Source organism: endosymbiont of Bathymodiolus septemdierum str. Myojin knoll, from assembly GCF_001547755.1.
Classification (GTDB): domain Bacteria; phylum Pseudomonadota; class Gammaproteobacteria; order PS1; family Pseudothioglobaceae; genus Thiodubiliella.
In genome coordinates this window covers 99,178-117,885 of the sequence record NZ_AP013042.1, presented here as the reverse complement: position 1 = coordinate 117,885, position 18,708 = coordinate 99,178, and the positions used below count along the sequence as shown (strand labels likewise).

Annotated in this window: 18 protein-coding genes and 2 tRNA genes; 1 reads left to right on the top strand and 19 read right to left on the bottom strand. The window is 39.7% G+C overall.

What is annotated here, in order from left to right; genetic code table 11:
- Positions 1–2: 2 nt before the first annotated feature.
- From ubiA to BSEPE_RS00495, 17 genes are all read right to left on the bottom strand, one after another.
- Positions 3–845 (bottom strand): 4-hydroxybenzoate octaprenyltransferase, encoded by an 843-nt coding sequence (gene ubiA, locus BSEPE_RS00575; protein WP_066042515.1) that lies wholly within the window; start codon positions 843–845, stop codon positions 3–5.
- Complete coding sequence (locus BSEPE_RS00570) at positions 842–1,747, bottom strand: RluA family pseudouridine synthase (RefSeq protein ID WP_066042512.1); 906 nt, start codon at positions 1,745–1,747, stop codon at positions 842–844. Before BSEPE_RS00570 ends, ubiA begins: the two co-directional genes overlap by 4 nt.
- Positions 1,747–2,517, bottom strand: coding sequence for a TatD family hydrolase (locus BSEPE_RS00565; protein ID WP_066042508.1), 771 nt, complete (start codon positions 2,515–2,517; stop codon positions 1,747–1,749). Before BSEPE_RS00565 ends, BSEPE_RS00570 begins: the two co-directional genes overlap by 1 nt.
- A 13-nt stretch (positions 2,518–2,530) precedes the next feature.
- On the bottom strand, positions 2,531–3,457 hold the full coding sequence (locus tag BSEPE_RS00560) for an HNH endonuclease (protein WP_066042505.1): 927 nt from the start codon (positions 3,455–3,457) through the stop codon (positions 2,531–2,533).
- Positions 3,458–3,464: 7 nt separating this feature from the next.
- Positions 3,465–4,358, bottom strand: a complete 894-nt coding sequence (locus BSEPE_RS00555; protein WP_066042502.1) for a DNA cytosine methyltransferase — start codon at positions 4,356–4,358, stop codon at positions 3,465–3,467.
- A gap of 162 nt (positions 4,359–4,520) precedes the next feature.
- Positions 4,521–5,837 (bottom strand): SEL1-like repeat protein, encoded by a 1,317-nt coding sequence (locus BSEPE_RS00550; protein ID WP_066042500.1) that lies wholly within the window; start codon positions 5,835–5,837, stop codon positions 4,521–4,523.
- A gap of 105 nt (positions 5,838–5,942) precedes the next feature.
- Positions 5,943–6,725 carry an AsmA family protein gene (locus BSEPE_RS00545; RefSeq protein ID WP_066042498.1) on the bottom strand — a complete coding sequence of 261 codons (783 nt, stop codon included), beginning with the start codon at positions 6,723–6,725 and terminating at the stop codon, positions 5,943–5,945.
- A complete protein-coding gene (gene rsmG, locus BSEPE_RS00540) occupies positions 6,722–7,333 on the bottom strand; it encodes a 16S rRNA (guanine(527)-N(7))-methyltransferase RsmG (protein WP_066042496.1) in 612 nt (203 codons plus the stop codon). Before rsmG ends, BSEPE_RS00545 begins: the two co-directional genes overlap by 4 nt.
- Complete coding sequence (gene mnmG, locus BSEPE_RS00535; protein ID WP_066042493.1) at positions 7,330–9,192, bottom strand: tRNA uridine-5-carboxymethylaminomethyl(34) synthesis enzyme MnmG; 1,863 nt, start codon at positions 9,190–9,192, stop codon at positions 7,330–7,332. The genes rsmG and mnmG overlap by 4 nt, the downstream gene beginning before the upstream one ends.
- 67 nt (positions 9,193–9,259) lie before the next feature.
- Positions 9,260–10,321, bottom strand: a complete 1,062-nt coding sequence (gene fba / locus BSEPE_RS00530) for a class II fructose-bisphosphate aldolase (RefSeq protein ID WP_066042489.1) — start codon at positions 10,319–10,321, stop codon at positions 9,260–9,262.
- 84 nt (positions 10,322–10,405) lie between these two features.
- The gene (gene pyk / locus BSEPE_RS00525) at positions 10,406–11,857 is read right to left on the bottom strand and encodes a pyruvate kinase (protein ID WP_066042488.1); all 1,452 of its coding nucleotides are present in this window, start codon (positions 11,855–11,857) and stop codon (positions 10,406–10,408) included.
- 3 nt (positions 11,858–11,860) lie between these two features.
- On the bottom strand, positions 11,861–13,024 hold the full coding sequence (locus BSEPE_RS00520; protein WP_066042484.1) for a phosphoglycerate kinase: 1,164 nt from the start codon (positions 13,022–13,024) through the stop codon (positions 11,861–11,863).
- A 9-nt stretch (positions 13,025–13,033) separates the two neighbouring features.
- Positions 13,034–13,414 carry a clan AA aspartic protease gene (locus BSEPE_RS00515; RefSeq protein ID WP_066042481.1) on the bottom strand — a complete coding sequence of 127 codons (381 nt, stop codon included), beginning with the start codon at positions 13,412–13,414 and terminating at the stop codon, positions 13,034–13,036.
- Between the two features lie 9 nt (positions 13,415–13,423).
- A complete protein-coding gene (gene gap, locus BSEPE_RS00510; protein ID WP_066042479.1) occupies positions 13,424–14,419 on the bottom strand; it encodes a type I glyceraldehyde-3-phosphate dehydrogenase in 996 nt (331 codons plus the stop codon).
- Between the two features lie 31 nt (positions 14,420–14,450).
- Positions 14,451–16,436, bottom strand: coding sequence for a transketolase (gene tkt / locus BSEPE_RS00505; RefSeq protein ID WP_066042476.1), 1,986 nt, complete (start codon positions 16,434–16,436; stop codon positions 14,451–14,453).
- 153 nt (positions 16,437–16,589) lie between these two features.
- Positions 16,590–16,665, bottom strand: a tRNA-Thr gene (locus BSEPE_RS00500).
- A 76-nt stretch (positions 16,666–16,741) separates the two neighbouring features.
- Positions 16,742–16,818 (bottom strand) — tRNA-Met (locus tag BSEPE_RS00495).
- A gap of 163 nt (positions 16,819–16,981) precedes the next feature.
- Between BSEPE_RS00495 and coaE the strand changes: the two genes are divergently transcribed.
- Positions 16,982–17,587 carry a dephospho-CoA kinase gene (coaE, locus tag BSEPE_RS00490; RefSeq protein WP_066042473.1) on the top strand — a complete coding sequence of 202 codons (606 nt, stop codon included), beginning with the start codon at positions 16,982–16,984 and terminating at the stop codon, positions 17,585–17,587.
- Here the strand turns inward: coaE and BSEPE_RS00485 are convergent.
- Both BSEPE_RS00485 and rsmI read right to left on the bottom strand, forming a co-directional pair.
- Positions 17,573–17,884: a (2Fe-2S) ferredoxin domain-containing protein gene (locus tag BSEPE_RS00485; RefSeq protein WP_066042470.1), complete on the bottom strand. Its 312-nt coding sequence runs from the start codon at positions 17,882–17,884 to the stop codon at positions 17,573–17,575. The genes coaE and BSEPE_RS00485 overlap by 15 nt on opposite strands.
- Positions 17,881–18,705: a 16S rRNA (cytidine(1402)-2'-O)-methyltransferase gene (rsmI, locus tag BSEPE_RS00480; RefSeq protein ID WP_066042468.1), complete on the bottom strand. Its 825-nt coding sequence runs from the start codon at positions 18,703–18,705 to the stop codon at positions 17,881–17,883. Before rsmI ends, BSEPE_RS00485 begins: the two co-directional genes overlap by 4 nt.
- Between the last annotated feature and the right edge of the window lie 3 nt (positions 18,706–18,708).

The following is an 18,708-nucleotide window of genomic DNA, read 5'->3' as shown; positions in this document are numbered from 1 at the left end:
TTTTACAATGTAACAGAAGATGCAATGCCGATGAAAATTGCCATGCCGATGAAATTATTATGCAAAAAAGCCTGAAAGCAGGCATTTTTTTCTCTGTTTTTTATCAATTTTTGATGAAAAATCATTAAAACGGCAACTATTGCTAAAGAAATATCGTAAAAAATATCTAGATTAAAGGCTTTCGACACCTGAATTAATGTCAAAAGTAGGAGAATTTGCAGAATAGCAATAATAAATCTATCGTATTTTGCAAACAAAATCGCCGTGGATTTGACCCCGATTTTCAAATCCTCCTCTCTATCTGCCATTGCATACATCGTGTCATAAATAACCGTCCAAATAATGGTCGCTAAAAATAACCACCATGCAGACATCGGCACAAAGCCATTCGTTGCAGCAAATACCATCGGCACGCTCATTGCAAATGCGACGCCCAAAACAAACTGTGGCAAATGCGTCCAGCGTTTTGTAAAAGGGTAAAGTGTTGCCAATGCACCTGCAATAATAGCCAATTGAATGGTCAATATGTTTGTAAGCAATACCAATACAAAAGCAAGCAACATCATCACAAAAAACAAAACCAATGCCGACTTTGGCAAAACCTCCCCCGAAGTAATTGGGCGCTGTTGCGTGCGCTCAACCAATTTATCGATTTTTCTATCGGCATAATCGTTAATCACACAACCCGCACTACGCATTAAAATCGTACCGACAATAAAGATGAGTAAATTTTTTACATCTGGAAAACCATCAGCTGCCAAAAATAATGCCCACAGCGTTGGCCACAGCAATAAATAAATGCCAATTGGCTTATCAAGACGCATTAGACGGTAGTAGGCGTTCATAACTTATCTAAAAATTTAATCAATTCCTTAGAAAGTGGGGCTTTAACAGTTTGAATTTCTTCGGTTGTTGGGTTGGTAAAAGTCAGTTGATGGGCATGTAAAAATAAGCGCTTTAACCCTTGTGAATGCACTTTTCGGTCAAATTCTCTATCACCATATTTGTCATCAGCTGCTAACGGATGCCCTGCATATTGTGCATGCACACGAATTTGATGCATACGCCCTGTTTCAATCAATACCTCAACCAAGGACGCGTCAAGGTTTTCAAAATTCTTAATCGGTTGAAAATGACTAACAGCATCTTTACCTTTGGCATCCACCACCGTGCAACGCGAATTTTGATATAAAGGCGCGTCAATAGTATGGCGTTTTTTTGACCAAGTGCCTTTAACCAAAGCGGTATAGCGTTTTTCCATGTGATGATTGACCAATTGCTCGTGCAAATTTTTCAACACCGAACGCTTTTTAGCAATCAATAGCACGCCAGAAGTGCTGCGGTCAATACGATGCACCAATTCAACAGGTGTTTGATACATATCTCTGAGGGCTTCAATCACGCCAATATCAATACCACTACCACCATGCACTGCCAAACCACTCGGCTTATTGAGGATTAACAAACCCTTATCTTCATACAAAATGCTTTCGGTTAATAACTTCTTAAGGCTATCTGAGGTTTTAAGCGTTTTAGTTTCCGACACCCGAATTGGTGGCACCCGCACTATATCATTCAGCACTAATTTATAGTCTGCTTTTTTTCGACCTTTGTTGACCCGCACTTCACCTTTACGAATAACGCGATAAATATGCGATTTCGGCACACCTTTCAGGTGCTTTAATAGATAATTATCTAAGCGCTGACCAGTGGCAAATTCATCAATCGTTTGAAAACTAACTGCCATTACATTGAAAACAATTGTCTAAAATTATTCGTCGTCGATTCGGCAATCTTCTCAATACTTTCGCCTCGAATTTCTGCAATTTTTTCCACAGAATAATAAGTATAAGCGGGAGAATTAGGCTTGCCACGAAATGGTACTGGTGTCAAATAGGGTGAATCTGTTTCTACTAAAATCCTATCCAATGGCATTTTTTTAGCCACTTCTTGCAACTCTTTTGCACTTTTAAAAGTAACAATACCTGAAAATGAAATATAAAAACCTAAGTCCATCGCCTTTTTAGCCATATCCCAATTTTCGGAAAAACAATGTATCACCCCTTTCTCGGCTTTTTCCTCGCGCATAATGGCAATGGTATCCTCTCTCGCATTACGCGTATGAATAATCATCGGCTTACCCGATTGATTAGACGCAGCAATGTGTCGTCTAAACCGTTCTCGTTGCCAATCAGCCGTGTCTTTTTCTACATGAAAATAATCCAGCCCCGTTTCACCAATAGCGATGATTTTATCGTGCGCTGCAAGGATTAATAATTCTTCTACTGTGGGGTCTTGACCTTCTAATTCGCAGGGATGCACGCCAACCGACGCATAAATTCGCGGATACTTTTTTGCCAAAGAAAACACATCATCAAAATGTTCTAAATCAATACAAACGCATAAAAATTCTTCAACCGATAGCGTCTTAGCGTGTGCCAACATGCTTTCCATGCTGCCACCAAAAGCGGATAAATCAACTCTATCAAGATGACAATGTGAATCAATTATTTTCATGACTAATCAGCGCCTAATAGGTCGCACTTCTAAATCCTAGCATATTTTTTTCCTTTCTATATGGCAATGGGCGAGAATTAAGTGCCTTAAAACTCGGTCTTTCACTTACTTTTCTTGGTAGAAGAATATCCGATTCATGATATTTTTCATATTCTGTGTCACTTAGTGATGATGAAACAACAACTTTATAAGACTGATTAATGCCGACAAGCCCAAGATCAAACAATATATGAAGATCGGCTCTTAATAAAACACCATTACTAATATTGTTTGTTTTCACGCCTTGATAAGGCACAATATGCGCCGCCTCAAGAACAGATGGTAAATTTGTTGCTGAAATAGCACACTTTTGATTATATGTTTTCAATAGTTTGCTTCTAAATTTAGCCTGTCCTCGTCTATTCGCAATAGACCGAAAGATATTCTCTTTGGCATTTTCCACATCTTTTGGATCAAATGTCTCGCCACTTATTTCATCTTCTGAAATTGTGTGGACTTTAGTATCGCCTAATGCTACAAATTCCCATTGTTTATCGTTTAAATTGGTGCAAATGAGTATTTTTTTTGTTGAATTCCCGCCTTTGCTATCAGGGTTTTCTTTTTTATCTTTTTGTGCTTTGCAAATTAATCCTTTTAACTCTTGTATGTTTGAAGATAATTCTATATCGATGGAACTTTCTATTTCCAGTGCTCTTTCCTCCATAGAAGACCATATTCTGAATGCGTTTTTAGAAACCAAAAACACCCTAATCGTCCCTACATTTAATTTAAAAAGTCTTGATAATACTGTCTCCAATGCAAGGATATAATCGGTATTCCTTTCGTTTGCACTATTTCTAGTTCCCCCTCTGGACTCTATTACAAGACCAGAACGACCCTCTATCGTTTGCACCGATACAGAAGCATTAAAAACTTCATTATTTTCAGAAACAACATTCATATTTTTACTAAAAAGTTAGAGTTGAAAGCGATAGCCACCTATCTTGCTCAGGATGTCCAAACCTGCCTGAACCGTAACTGGTAAATTGTGTTGTTATTGTGGGGGAAACTTTATTCCAATTCATACGACCATAAACGGTTGCATAACTTTGTCCACTTTCCTTTTTATAACAATTTGGTAGTAATTTTTTATTCCAATCTCTCCAAGTGCCACTCGGTTTTGACTGCTGTATTCTTTTTATATTTAATTTAGAAAGATTTCTAGATTTATGCACTTTGTCTTTTTTGCAAGCCTCGCCACTTTTTAGCGTTGGCAGGGTTTTAATAATCTTATCAATTGAAATATGTTTGTCTTTTGTGTGGGTTTTTTGCGGCACAGATATATCGCCTAATTTAGAAGCTAAAAAAACCAGCCTATTTCTATTTTGTGGAATACCGTAATCTGCACAATTAACAACTTCGTAAGAAACCTTATACCCCATCTCTTTTACTTGCTTAACAAAATCAAAAAATACTTGGGTTTTTGTTATCCCTCGCACATTTTCCATAGAAATAACATCTGGCTCTATCGTTTTAATGCCTCGCAAAAAATGGTCAATCATATTCCATCTTTTATCATCCTCTTTATTTTTAACTTTAAAAGTGTGAGATGAGAATGTTTGACAGGGCGCACAACCTGCCAAAACCTTAATGCTATCTTTAGAATACATACTCTTCATAGTTTTAAAATCGTATTCAGAAACATCTTCACAGATAAAATTAATACCGTTGTTTTTTTCGTATGAATATTCACATGATTTATCATTATCAAGACCAGCGAGTACCTTTATTTTTGCTTGTTGCAGACCATATGTTAGACCACCAACGCCACAGAATAAATCAATTGCTTCTATTTTTTTCATAAACTAAAATCCTAAATCTTTAAACAAATTCTTACTCTCGTTCCCGTGCCAAGCGTGGGAACGAGGGTATAAATCTACCTTGTCTAAATGGCAATGTGAGTCTATTATTTTCATTATATTTTTTATTCTATCTCTAAGAGCAAAATCAAACAATCCAAGTTTTTATTGATTAAGAATTGCATAATTTTTACAACCTCGTTGATTCTTCAAGTCACAAGCCTTGCCAAAATACTCTAATGCCTTAGCGTTGCTTTGCTTAACGCCTTTGCCCTTAGCATACACAAGCCCAAGACTATTGCAACCCCTGCCATCATTTAATTCACAAGCCTTTTGCCAGAGTTCAACTGCTTTAAAATCATCTTGCTTAACGCCTTTGCCCTTAGCATGCATAAACCCAAGATTAAAGCAACCCAAGCCAATATTTAACTTACAAGCCTTTTTCCAGAGTTCAACTGCTTTAAAATCATCTTGCTTAACGCCTTTGCCCTTAGCATGCATAAACCCAAGATTAAAGCAACCCAAGCCAATATTTAACTTACAAGCCTTTTTCCAGAGTTCAACTGCTTTAAAATCATCTTGCCTAACGCTCATGCCTTTTCCATACATAGATCCAAGATTAAAACAACCCCTGCCATTATTCAACTTACAAGCCTTTTGATACAGTTCAACTGCTTTAAAATCATCTTGCTTAACGCCTTTGCCTTTTTCATACATAACCCCAAGATTAGAGCAACCAGAGCCATTATTTAACTTGCAGGCTTTTTGATAGAACTTAACTGCTTCAAAATCATCTTGCTTAACGCCTTTGCCTTTGACATACGCCACCCCAAGATTATAGCAACCTCCGCCATAATTTAACTTACAAGCCTTTTGAAAAAACCCAGTGGCTTTAAAATAATTTTGCCTAACGCCTTCGCCTTTTCTATACATAGATCCAAGATTAGAACAACCTGTGCCATGATTTAACTTACAAGCCTTTTGAAAAAACTCAGTGGCTTTAAAATCATCTTGTTTAACGCCCATGCCTTTGACATACATAAGCCCAAGACTAAAACAACCTGCGTCATTATTTAACTTACAAGCTTTTTGATAAAACTCAGCGGCTTTAAAATAATTTTGCCTAACGCCTTCGCCTTTTTTATACATAGATCCAAGATTATTGCAACCCATGCCAGTATTTAACTTACAAGCTTTTTGATAAAATTTGATGGCTTTAGAATCATCTTGTTTAACGCCCCTGCCTCTCTTATACATAAACCCAATATTTGAGCAACCTGCGCCAGTATTTAACTTACAAGCTTTTTGATAAAATTTGATGGCTTTAGAATCATCTTGTTTAACGCCTCTGCCTTTGGCATACATAAGCCCAAGATCAAAACAACGCACCCCGGTATTACAAGTATCCTGTGTGGATGCGTTTACTAATGTTGTAGTAATTAGTAAAAAAGTCAAAGTAGATAATTGTATTAATTTTTGCATTTTTTCCTCCTATAAAAATTATCTTTAATGGGCTTGATAATTGCTAAGTTTGCCTTATTCATCTTAGCTTGCCCATGGCAGTCTTTGTTTTAAAGATAAGGCGTATTAAAAACCAAGCTCTTTAAATAAACCCTTAACCTTGTTATTAATTTCATCGGCATTAAACTGTTTCTTAATACCTCCTAAGCCATTCTCAATGCCAAGTTTTTGCTCAATTTTACGACGCAAACTGGCTTCGATTTCTTTTTTTCCAGCGTTAATGCCTTCTTTTTCCAATGCTTTTTTTAGATTATGTAGAACTTCTTTAACCAGTGCCTTACCAATTTCATCAACTTTTGCTCCTGAAGCGCCACCAAAATTACGCACCGAAATGTTGGGGACTTTGAGTGTGCTTTTTAGCCATTTAGTATCTACTTTTAGGCTGATATTACTGACTTTGAAATGTTTTATTTTGATGCGTTTTTCTTGGGCTGCTGATTTACCGGCACTTGTTGAGGTGCTGTTTTGGCTTGGTTTTTCCAGATTATCCAACAACTGGATTAAATTAACTTTACTAGAATTTTGTTCTAGAATAAATTTCAATCCATCAAGTTTAATCTCATCAATAACAATCAAACTATCATCAATATCGCCCACTTTTAAAGAGAAATAATCCAGGGATAGTGCATTTTTGTTTTTAAAATTAGGCGGGTTTTGCACTTCAACAAAATCAATATTAAGGGATTTTTCTAATAGACTGGCATCAAATTGACTAATGCTTACAGGCGTTTTAAGTAGCTCACTTGCATATTCTTGTGCGTATTTTTTTCCCATCGGATTTATGCCAAGCATAATAGCAATTACCACAACAATAACCAAACTGAATAATATGTAGGCTATTTTTTTCATTTTTTACTCCTTATTTTTAATAAAAATCGTCGGTCTGATACACCGGGTATAGACAATTGCTCAACCTTGGTCTCTTTAGGTAAGCATTCTTGCTTAAAGTTTGCACCTTTCATGAGCAAATAACACCCATCATCACATAATAAATGTTGTGTTAATTCTAATATTTTACGCACTTCAGCAAATGCACGGGCAGTGATTTGCTCAAAACACTGTTTGGACTGGAAGTCTTCAACGCGTTTATTAACGACTGTTAAATTTTGCAGTCCCAATTGTGTTTTGGCAAACTGCATAAAACGACATTTTTTACCTGCTGCATCCAAAACAGTAACGACAACTTCAGGTCTCATAATCGCAATCACAATCCCTGGCAATCCCGCACCTGCACCAACATCAAGCAAGGGTGTTTCTTTAATAAAAGGCATAATTGACAAACTGTCCAGCAGATGTTTTTTTACCCCCTCTTCCACCGTGCGAATGGCGCTTAGGTTGTAGGTTTTGTTCCATTTAATTATCAATCTAAGATAGTCAAGCAATCGTGTTATTTGAACTTCACTCAACGCTATCCCCATTTCCTTAGCACCCGCTGCCAATAATGCCTTATGCATCATTGTTTATAAGTCTTAAGATACACCAACAAAATAGAAATAGAGGCAGGGGTAATGCCTTGCAATCGACTTGCTAAACCGATGGTTTCTGGGCGGTGGTCGGTAAGTTTTTGTATCACTTCAGCAGACAATGCCTTAATAGAGGCATAGTCCATACCTTCTGGCAATTTAGTGTCTTCATTCTTACGATACTTTTCAATTTCTTCCAATTGCCTTTTGATATAGCCCTCGTATTTAATCTCATTTTCAACCACGCCACTTAAAATTTTATCAGTCAAAAATGGCTGTGCTGATTCAATTTTAGACAAAAGTTGATAGTTTACTTTTGGTCGTTTCAATAACTCTAATAACGAATATTCGTGGTTTAATTTTTGCCCCAATACTTCACCCGCTTGCACATCGTCTGCTTGAATCCAAGTGGTCTTTAATCGCTCTGCTTCTTGCTCAATCCTCTCATACTTCATCTGAAATGCTGCCCACCTGTCATTATCTACCAAGCCCAACTCTCTGCCCTTTGGCGTCAAGCGTTTATCAGCATTATCCTCACGCAATAACAAACGATATTCTGCCCTTGAGGTGAACATTCGATAAGGTTCATTGGTGCCTTTGGTAATCAAATCGTCGACCATCACGCCAATATAAGACTCATCGCGCCTCGGTAGCCAAGCATCTTTCCCCTGCACAACACAGGCTGCGTTAATACCTGCCAACAAGCCTTGTGCTGCCGCCTCCTCGTATCCCGTGGTGCCATTAATTTGCCCGGCAAAATACAAGCCAGAAATATTTTTAACCTCTAATGTTTGCTTTAATCCACGAGGGTCAAAAAAATCATACTCAATCGCATAACCTGGTCGCATAATTTCTGCATTCTCAAAGCCTTTAATAGAGCGAATAAAGGCCTCTTGCACCTCGTATGGCAATGAGGTGGAAACGCCATTCGGATACACCTCGTTCGTCGTCAAGCCCTCGGGTTCAACAAAAATCTGATGAGAATCTCGCTCTGCAAAACGCACAACTTTGTCCTCAATCGACGGACAATATCTGGGTCCAACCCCCTCAATATTCCCCGTGTACATTGGCGAGTCTTTTAATCCATCACGGATAAAATCGTGGGTTTTTTCGTTGGTATGCGTAATATAACAAGGAATTTGCCGAGGATGGTCGGTGGCTTTCCCCATAAAAGAAAAAGTCGGTAACGGCGTATCACCTGGTTGCTCTTGCAAGATGCTAAAATCAATCGTCCTACCGTCAAGCCTCGGTGGTGTGCCAGTCTTCAATCGCCCCACACCCAAATCATACGCTCGCAATGTGCGTGACAATGCATTAGAAGGCGCATCACCTGCACGACCACCTTGAAAATTTCTTTGTCCAATATGAATAATACCGCCCAAAAAAGTCCCTGTTGTCAAAATCACTTTATCGGCTAAAAAGTCTAAACCCATTTCAGTTTTAACACCTTTAATCACATCATTTTCAATAATTAAATTACCAACTGCCTGCTGAAACAATGACAAATTCTCTTGATTTTCCAACGAAAATCGCACCGCCGCCTTATACAAAACCCTATCTGCCTGCGCTCGCGTCGCACGCACCGCAGGGCCTTTGGAAGCATTCAGCGTACGAAATTGAATCCCCGCCTTATCAATTGCTCGCGCCATCACCCCACCCATTGCATCAATCTCCTTGACCAAATGCCCCTTGCCAATCCCACCAATCGCAGGATTACAACTCATCTGCCCTAAAGTTTCAATATTATGAGAAATCAATAAAGTTTTAACACCCATGCGTGCAGAAGCCAGCGCTGCTTCTGTGCCTGCATGACCGCCACCGATGACAATAATTGAATAATGCTTTGATTTCATATTACATTCGCCTAATGAAAAAAGGCTTGATTAAAATCAAGCCTTTTTTGTTTTAATCGTTCAACGCTTACTTAATGTTTGCATCTAACGCACCAGATAAATATCTTTGGCTCATTGTGTCTAATGAAGATACTTTAACTTTGTCGGCTTGACCAGCAGAACCGAACGCTTCAAAGCGAGCGGCACAGATGTCGGCCATTGCATTAGTAGATTCTTTTAAGAATTTACGCGGGTCAAAGTTTGAAGTGTTTTCAATTAAGTGTTTGCGAACTGCACCCGTTGAAGCCATACGCAAGTCGGTATCGATATTGACTTTACGCACACCGTTTTTAATGCCTTCTTGAATTTCACTGACTGGAACACCGTAAGTTTGACCCATATCACCACCGTGTGAATTGATGATTTCTAACCAATCTTGTGGCACTGAAGATGAGCCATGCATAACCAAGTGTGTGTTTGGCAGGCGCGCGTGGATTTCTTTAATACGGTCAATACGCAGAATTTCACCATCTGGCTCTTTGGTAAACTTATATGCACCGTGTGAAGTGCCGATTGCTATTGCCAAGGCATCAACATTGGTTTCTCTAACGAAATCCGCTGCTTCTTCAACTGAAGTCAGTAGCAAGTCAAGGTCTAATTTACCTTCAGCACCGTGACCGTCTTCTTCACCCATTTCACCTGTTTCAAGTGAACCTAAACAACCTAATTCCCCTTCTACTGAAACACCACCTGCATGTGCCATCTTTACCACTTCTTTAGTCACGGCAACATTATATTCAAATGATGAAGGGGTTTTACAGTCTGCTTCCAAAGAACCGTCCATCATTACCGATGAAAAACCTGACTGGATTGAGCGCAAACATACGGCTGGCTCACTGCCATGGTCTTGATGCATAACAACTGGGATATGTGGGTACATTTCAGTCGCTGCAATGATTAAATGACGCAAGAACGGCTCACCTGCGTAGCCCCTTGCACCTGCAGAACCCTGCATAATGACTGGACTATTTGTTCTGTCCGCTGCTTGCATAATTGCGTGAACTTGCTCCATATTGTTGACATTGAACGCTGGCATACCATAGCCATTCTCAGCGGCGTGGTCTAATAATTCTCTTAATGATATTAACATATTTTTTCTCCTTTTTTGTTTTTAACTAAATACTTAGAAACTTAACGCTGCTCATTAACGGGCATACATCTTTTTCACTATTCTCTACCCGTAGGTCTTATCACCCACACGCAAAATTTTCATTAGGTTGGTGCCACCAGAGGTGTCGCTATGCATACCTTTGGTTAACACGACCAAATCGCCTTTTTCGACGATGTCTTTTTCTATCAATGTGCCAATCACTGTAGCATTGACTTTTTCCCACTCTGAACTGGATAATGTTTCAATACCGCAAGGGTAAACACCGCGATAAAGCGTCGTCTTACGCAAAGTGGCAACTTTATCACTCATTGCATAAATTGAAATATTAGAGCTGATACGCGACATCCACAACGGTGTTTTTCCACTATCTGTCAATGCTACTACAACCTTAACGCCCAAATGATTGGCTGCATACATGGTGCTCATTGCAATAGTCTCATCAATATGCTCAAACCCTTCATGTAAACGGTGATGCGATACTTTTGCCGTTGGGCTTTTTTCGGTTTCAATGCAAACATCGTGCATGGTTCTCACTGCATTCGCAGGATAATCGCCTGCTGCTGTTTCCGCTGACAACATCACCGCATCTGTGCCATCTAAAACTGCGTTGGCAACATCAAATACTTCTGCACGGGTTGGAATTGGACTGTGAATCATTGACTCTAACATCTGCGTTGCGGTAATCACCACACGGTCATAAGAACGCGCTAATTTAATCAAGCGTTTTTGCTCTGCGGGTAATTGTGGGTCGCCGATTTCAACGCCCAAATCTCCGCGCGCCACCATAATGCCTGCAGATTCTTTGATAATGTCAGTAATAACTTCGTCTACTAATGCTTCGGCTCGTTCAATTTTTGAAATCACGCCAGCATCAGAGCCTGCTTCTTTCAATAATTTCTTCGTTAAACGTACATCATCGCCGCTGACTGGGAATGACAAAGCCACATAATCTGCGTTGGCCTTTGCCGCTGTCAAAATGTCTTTTTTGTCTTTCTCAGTTAATGCGTCTGCTGACAAACCACCACCACGAAGATTAATACCTTTCTTGTCTGATAATTCGCCACCTTGAGTAACTATGGTGTTGATTTTATTACCCTTAACGCTCAACACTTCTAGTACAACTTTACCATCGTCCAGCAATAAAATATTACCACTTTTCACATCTTGCGGTAAAGTTTTATAAGCAATACCAACCGACTCTTGATTGCCCAACGCCTCATCTTGGTCAGCGTCCAAAGTAAATTTATCACCATTGTTCAACTGAATTTTCATTCCGTCTTTAAAACGAGCGATGCGAATTTTTGGACCTTGTAAATCCATCAAAACACCCACATAAGTATTATTCGCATGCGCCCAATCACGCACCGCTCTAACGCGACCTAAATGCTCTTCTTGCGAGCCGTGCGAAAAGTTAATACGAACGACATTTGCACCGGCCGCTAAAACACTCTCTAAAATGCCAGGCTTGTCCGTTGCTGGACCCAAAGTTGCTAATATTTTAGTTCTTCTAGGCAAAATTTACTCCGCTGCTCTTTGTTCTAAAATTTCTACTGCTGGCAATTTTTTACCTTCTAGGAATTCTAAGAATGCACCACCACCTGTGGAAATGTAACTGATTTTGTCTTCAATGTTGTATTTGTCAACTGCTGCCAATGTATCGCCACCACCTGCAATTGAAAATGCATCAGATTCAGCAATTGCCATTGCAATTGTTTTTGTTCCACTAGCAAACTGGTCAAACTCAAATACGCCCACTGGGCCATTCCAAACGATGGTCCCTGCATTTTTCATAATCTCAGCAAGTTGTGCTGCAGACGCTGGACCAATGTCAAAAATCATATCGTCATCGGCAACATCGCCAGATGCCATCGTTGTAGCATCAGCAGTTTCAGAAAATTCTTTACCACAAACAACATCTGTTGGCACTGGAATTTCACAGTCTTCCATTAACTTTTTAGCCGTTGGAATTAGGTCGTTCTCACATAAAGATTTACCGATATTATGACCTTGTGCTGCAATAAAAGTATTGGCAATACCGCCACCAACAACCAATTGGTCAACAATCTTAGACAATGATTCAAGCACTGTCAACTTAGTAGATACTTTAGAACCACCAACGATTGCAACCATTGGTCGTTTAGGGTTATCAAGTGCTTTACCCAATGCCTCTAACTCGCCTGATAATAGTGGACCAGAGCAAGCAACTGGTGCATACTTAGCAACACCATGTGTTGAGGCTTGCGCACGATGTGCTGTACCGAAAGCATCCATTGCAAAGATGTCACACATCGCTGCCATGCGTTTAGACAGATCATCGCTATTTGCCATTTCGCCTTCATTAAAACGCACATTCTCGCAAAGTACCACTTCGCCATCGTTCATTTCAACGCCATTCAACCAGTTTTTTTCTAAACGCACTGTAACGCCTAATAACTCTGTCAAACGCTCGGCAACGGGTTGCAATGTAAATTCATCACTATACTCGCCTTCAGTTGGGCGACCACGGTGTGACATTAGCATTACTTTTGCCCCTTGTTTCATTGCCATTTTAATCGTTGGCAATGACGCTTTAATGCGCTTATCACTGGTAACCACCCCATCCTTGATGGGAACATTAAGGTCTTGACGAATCAACACCCTCTTTGAACTTAACTCTAAATCTGATAAATTAATAACTGACATATTTTTCCTCTATTTCACTCTTGCATGCGGTATATTTGGGCTATTTGGATTGACGCCAATAGTTTGGCGCGCTGGATTGAGTGTTAAATCCATATCTTCCATCGGCACAGCACCTAATAACACTTCATCTCCCATTACTAAAGCACCAACAAAACAAGAGCGATTTTTAAAATTAATTTTTATAGGTCCCATATAAGGCACTTTCAGACTTCTGCCATCTGCAACAGAAACTTCACGCTCAGAATTTATTTCTAAATTCAACTGATTGGCAATGTGTTGCGGAATACACAACATTAATGCCCCAGTATCAGCCAATGCATTCACTTTAATACTGGCTAACGCTTCCTCTTTAGGATTGCTCAACTCTATATCTGCCCAAATATGTCCCATATTTTTAAATTAAGCAATGTGTTTAACCAAACGAAGCATGTTACAAGTGTAACCATACTCATTATCATACCAAGAAACCAACTTCACGAATGTGCTGTCAAGTGCGATACCCGCATTTGCATCAAAAATTGATGAAGCACTAACGCCACGGAAATCAGAGGATACAACCATATCTTCGGTATATTGCAAGGTGCCTTTCATAGTCGTCTCTGATGCAGTCTTGATAGTCGCACAGATTTCTTCATAAGAAGCTTCTTTGTCTAATTCACAAGTCAAATCAACCACTGACACATCAACTGATGGGATGCGGAAAGCCATACCTGTCAACTTACCATTCAATTCTGGTAATACGACACCTACTGCTTTAGCTGCACCTGTTGATGAAGGAATAATGTTTTCAAATACCGCACGACCACCTCTCCAATCTTTCATTGAAGGACCGTCAACCGTTTTCTGTGTTGCAGTAGATGCATGAACAGTTGTCATTAAGCCACGCTTAAGACCCCAGTTGTCATTGATAATTTTAGCAATTGGCGCTAAACAGTTAGTGGTACAAGAGGCAGCAGAAACGATTGCTTGACCGTCATAAGAATCGTGATTAACACCGTAAACAAACATTGGCGTACTGTCTTTAGCAGGTGCTGATTGAACAACTTTCTTAGCACCGGCTTCGATGTGTGCTTGACAAGACTCTTCCGTTAAGAAAAAACCTGTACAGTCAATAACGACTTCTGCACCAATATCACCCCATTTGAGGTCTGCTGGATTACGCTCAGCAGAAAGACGGATTTTCTTGCCATCGACGATAAAGTTATCACCTTCCACTTCAACAGTGCCATCAAAACGGCCTTGCGCTGTATCATACTTAAGCATATATGCCAAGTATTCATTTTCCAATAAGTCGTTAATACCAACCACTTCTAATTCAGGGAAGTCCTTTTTAATTGCACGAAAAACCATGCGACCAATACGACCAAAACCATTAATACCTACTTTTACTGCCATTTTACTCTCTCCTATATATATATATTTTAAATTACGCCAATACTTCGTTGACAGTTTTAACAACATTATCAACTGTGAAACCGAATTCTTTAAACAATTGATCCGCCGGTGCGCTCTCGCCGAAACTGGTCATACAAACTAAACCACCCTCTAAACCCACATACTTATACCAGCCATCACCCACACCTGCTTCGATTGCAACACGCTTAACACCCACAGTCAATACAGAATCTTTATATGCCTGATCTTGCATGTCAAATGCGTCCGTAGAAGGCATTGAAACAACTCTTACTTTTTTATCTGTCATTGCATTCGCACTGTCAATTGTCAAGCCAACTTCAGAACCGGTTGAAATTAAGATAATATCCGCAGTACCTTCACAATCTTGCAACACATAACCGCCTTTCTCAATGTTCTTAACTTGCTCTGCCGTTCTTGGCATCGGCGTCAATGCTTGCCTTGAGAATACCAATGCTGTCGGTGCATCACCTCTTAACATTGCCATTTTCCAAGAAACCGCCGACTCAATAGCATCACAACCTCTCCAAGTTTGAAAACCAGGAATCATTCTAACCGTTGCTAATTGTTCAACTGGCTGATGCGTTGGACCGTCTTCGCCTAAGCCGATAGAATCATGCGTATAAACATAAATCGTACCGATTTTCATTAATGCTGACATACGCAAGGCATTACGCATAAACTCCATAAACATAAAGAAAGTCGCACCATAAACCTTGAAACCACCATGCAAAACCATACCATTCATCATATGTGCCATGCCGAACTCACGCACACCCCATGACAAATAGTTGCCATTTGCCGTTTCTTTGTTAACTTTCACAGTACCCGACCAATTCGTCAAGTTAGAACCCGTTAAGTCCGCAGAACCACCAAACATTTCTGGCAATAAAGGACCCATTGCTTCAATCGTTGCTTGTGACGCTTGACGCGATGCAATCTTAGGCATATCGTCTTGTGTCTTAGTAATAAAAGCATCCATTTCAACTTCAAAGTTCGCTGGTAAATCACCTGCCATACGACGCAAGAACTCGGCCGCTTCGGCTGGATACTCTGCTTTATAAGCAGCAAATTTATCCTTCCAAATACCTTCGTCAATTGCACCTTGTGCCTTATGGTCCCAACCTTCATAAACATCCGCAGGGATTTCAAATGGTGCATGGTTCCAACCTAATTGCTCACGCGTTTTAGCGATTTCATCATCGCCTAATGGTGCACCGTGACAATCATGTGTACCTGCAAGGTTTGGCGAACCAAAGCCAATCGTCGTCTTACAACAAATCAAACTTGGCTTATCGGTAACCGCTTTTGCCTCTTCAATTGCCTTGTTAATCGCATCCGCATCATGACCATCAACCGCAACCACATGCCAATCGTAAGATTTAAAACGACCTGGAACGCCTTTCTCCATCCAGTCACCAATGTGACCATCAATAGAAATATCATTATCATCCCAAAATGCTGTTAATTTACCCAAACCTAAAGTACCCGCCATCGCACAAGATTCATGCGACAAACCCTCCATCAAACAACCGTCGCCCATAAATACGAAAGTATTGTGGTTAACAATCTCATGACCTGGCTTATTAAATTGTGCTGCCAATGTACGCTCTGCAATCGCCATACCCACCGCATTGGTAATACCTTGCCCTAATGGGCCAGTAGTGGTCTCAATGCCATCGGCATAACCATACTCTGGGTGGCCCGCAGTTTTAGAATGTAATTGACGGAAATTCTTAATATCGTCTATTGACAACTCAAAACCCGACAAATGCAACAATGCGTAAATCAGCATTGAGCCATGGCCATTTGATAATACAAAACGGTCACGGTCTGCCCAATTAGAATTCGTTGGGTTGAACTTTAAGTGATCATTCCAAAGTACCTCAGCGATGTCTGCCATTCCCATTGGGGCACCTGGATGACCTGAATTGGCCTTCTGAACGGCGTCCATACTTAAAGCGCGGATTGCATTTGCTAAATTTCTGCGTGTTGACATATTAAATTTCCTTGAACAAAAACTGAATAATTATACGCAGACTTTGTCCATTTATCAACCCTAACGCAAACCCTTGCCCCATCAATCAATTGAAGAATTGCCATATTTCAGACAGTAAAAAAGGGCTATCTAAACGATAACCCTTTTTAAAGATGGTGCCGAAGGCCGGACTCGAACTGGCGACCTACTGATTACAAGTCAGTTGCACTACCAACTGTGCTACTTCGGCATAATTTAAGAAATTATACAATCTTATCTAAAATAAATATGCCTTTTTTATTGTAGATTGTACAAATTTCAAAATATGGTGGTTATAGGTGGACTTGAACCACCGACCCCAGCATTATGAATGCTGTGCTCTAACCAGCTGAGCTACATAACCGTATAAATCTTCCTTTTTTTTTCATATCAAGCAGTTATGAAGATGAATACTGGTGGAAAATCAATAACCAGCTGAGCTACATAATCATAAAGAGGGCGTATTATCCAAACTTTTAATAAAAAAGTCAATAGATGAACGCTAATATTATTTAAAATCAATGCTTATGACAACTCAAAGAATTGCACTGACAGGTGGTATTGCTTGTGGAAAATCACAATTTGGAGATTTTTTAGAGGCACTAGGGGCGGATATTATTCGCCTGGATGACCTGTCACAAGAGATAACTACACCTAACTCAGAGGGGCTAAAAGAGCTTACCGCTGCTTTTGGTGAAAATATCCTTAGACAAGATGGTTGTTTAAATAGAAAGATGTTACGAAATATTTTATTAAATAGTGAAGACGATAAAGCACAAATTGAGCGTATTTTACATCCAAAAATACTCAAAAAGATGCAAGGGTTACAGGAAAAATCAAAAAAACAAGTGGTAATTGTTGAAATACCACTACTTTTTGAAAAAAAATTGGCATACTTATTCGATAGCGTTATTATTATCACTTGCGATGATGGAAAACAATTAAAAAGATTAAAAAATCGTGCGAACATTGATGAAAAGACTGCAAAACAGATGATTTCTATACAAATCAGTCAAAAAAATAAGATAAAAATAGCAAAATTGATGAAAAATTATACTGTTGAGAATAATGGCAGTATTTATGATTTAAAACAACAAGCAGAGCAACTTTATAACCAATTAATCAATTTGTAGGCGCTTTACAGGCTTTCCGCCGACCAAATGTTCGGAAATAATGTTATCAAGGTCCTCTTTGTCAATATACTGATACCAAATATTATCGGGATATACCACGGCGACTGGTCCATGTTCACAGCGCCCTAAACAACGCGATTCACTGACACCGATTTTTCCTTTGCCGAGTAATGCCATATCACGGCATTTACCCTTCGCATAACGATACAACTCTTTAGCATCAAATTGCGAGCAGCACGATTTTCCATCTTTGCGAATATTGTTGCAGAAAAAAATGTGTCGGGTGTAATGACTCATAGATTGATTGCCCTTTGGTAGCAGTATTTTTTATCGATACCTGTCATTTTGGCAGCAAGTTTTGCAGCTTTAGAAGCGCCCATTTCTGTGAGCAAAATTGGTAGAATTTTGTCTAATTGCGCTTCGCCTTCAACACTGTCGTCTTTATTGATGCCACTGATTAAAATCACAAATTCACCTTTTTGATGGACATCGTCTACGATCAAATATTCGATGATATTTGGTAGGGTGTCGGTGATGATGGTTTCAAAAGATTTACTGATTTCTTTAGCAAAACAGACAATGCGTTCATCACCCAATACTTGCAATAAATCTTTTGCACAAGCTAAAATGCGTTTTGGAGACTCGTAAAAAATTGCCGTTTCGCCAATGTGCGCGACGGCTTGTATGGCCTTAATACGGGCTGTGGTTTTGGAAGGTAAAAAGCCGAAAAATGTGAATGAATGACTGGCAATGCCACTGCTACTCATGGCGCTAATGATGGCAGATGCCCCTGGAATTGGAGAGACGATAATGCCAGCTTTTTTTGCTTCGCTAACCAGGACATAACCTGGGTCACTGATAAGGGGTGTGCCTGCATCACTAATAAGTGCGATGTTTTTACCTGAAAGTAATTCAGCGACGACGACGGTCGTTTTGGCAACTTCGTTATGCTCGTGAAAGGCGCGAACGGGTGTGCCGATGTCATAATTACTCAGAAGTTTTTTACTATGGCGAGTGTCTTCTGCTAGAATAATATCCACGGTTTTAAGTGTTTCAACGGCTCTAAATGAAATATCATCTAGGTTTCCAATCGGTGTAGCGACAATGTATAAAGGCATAAT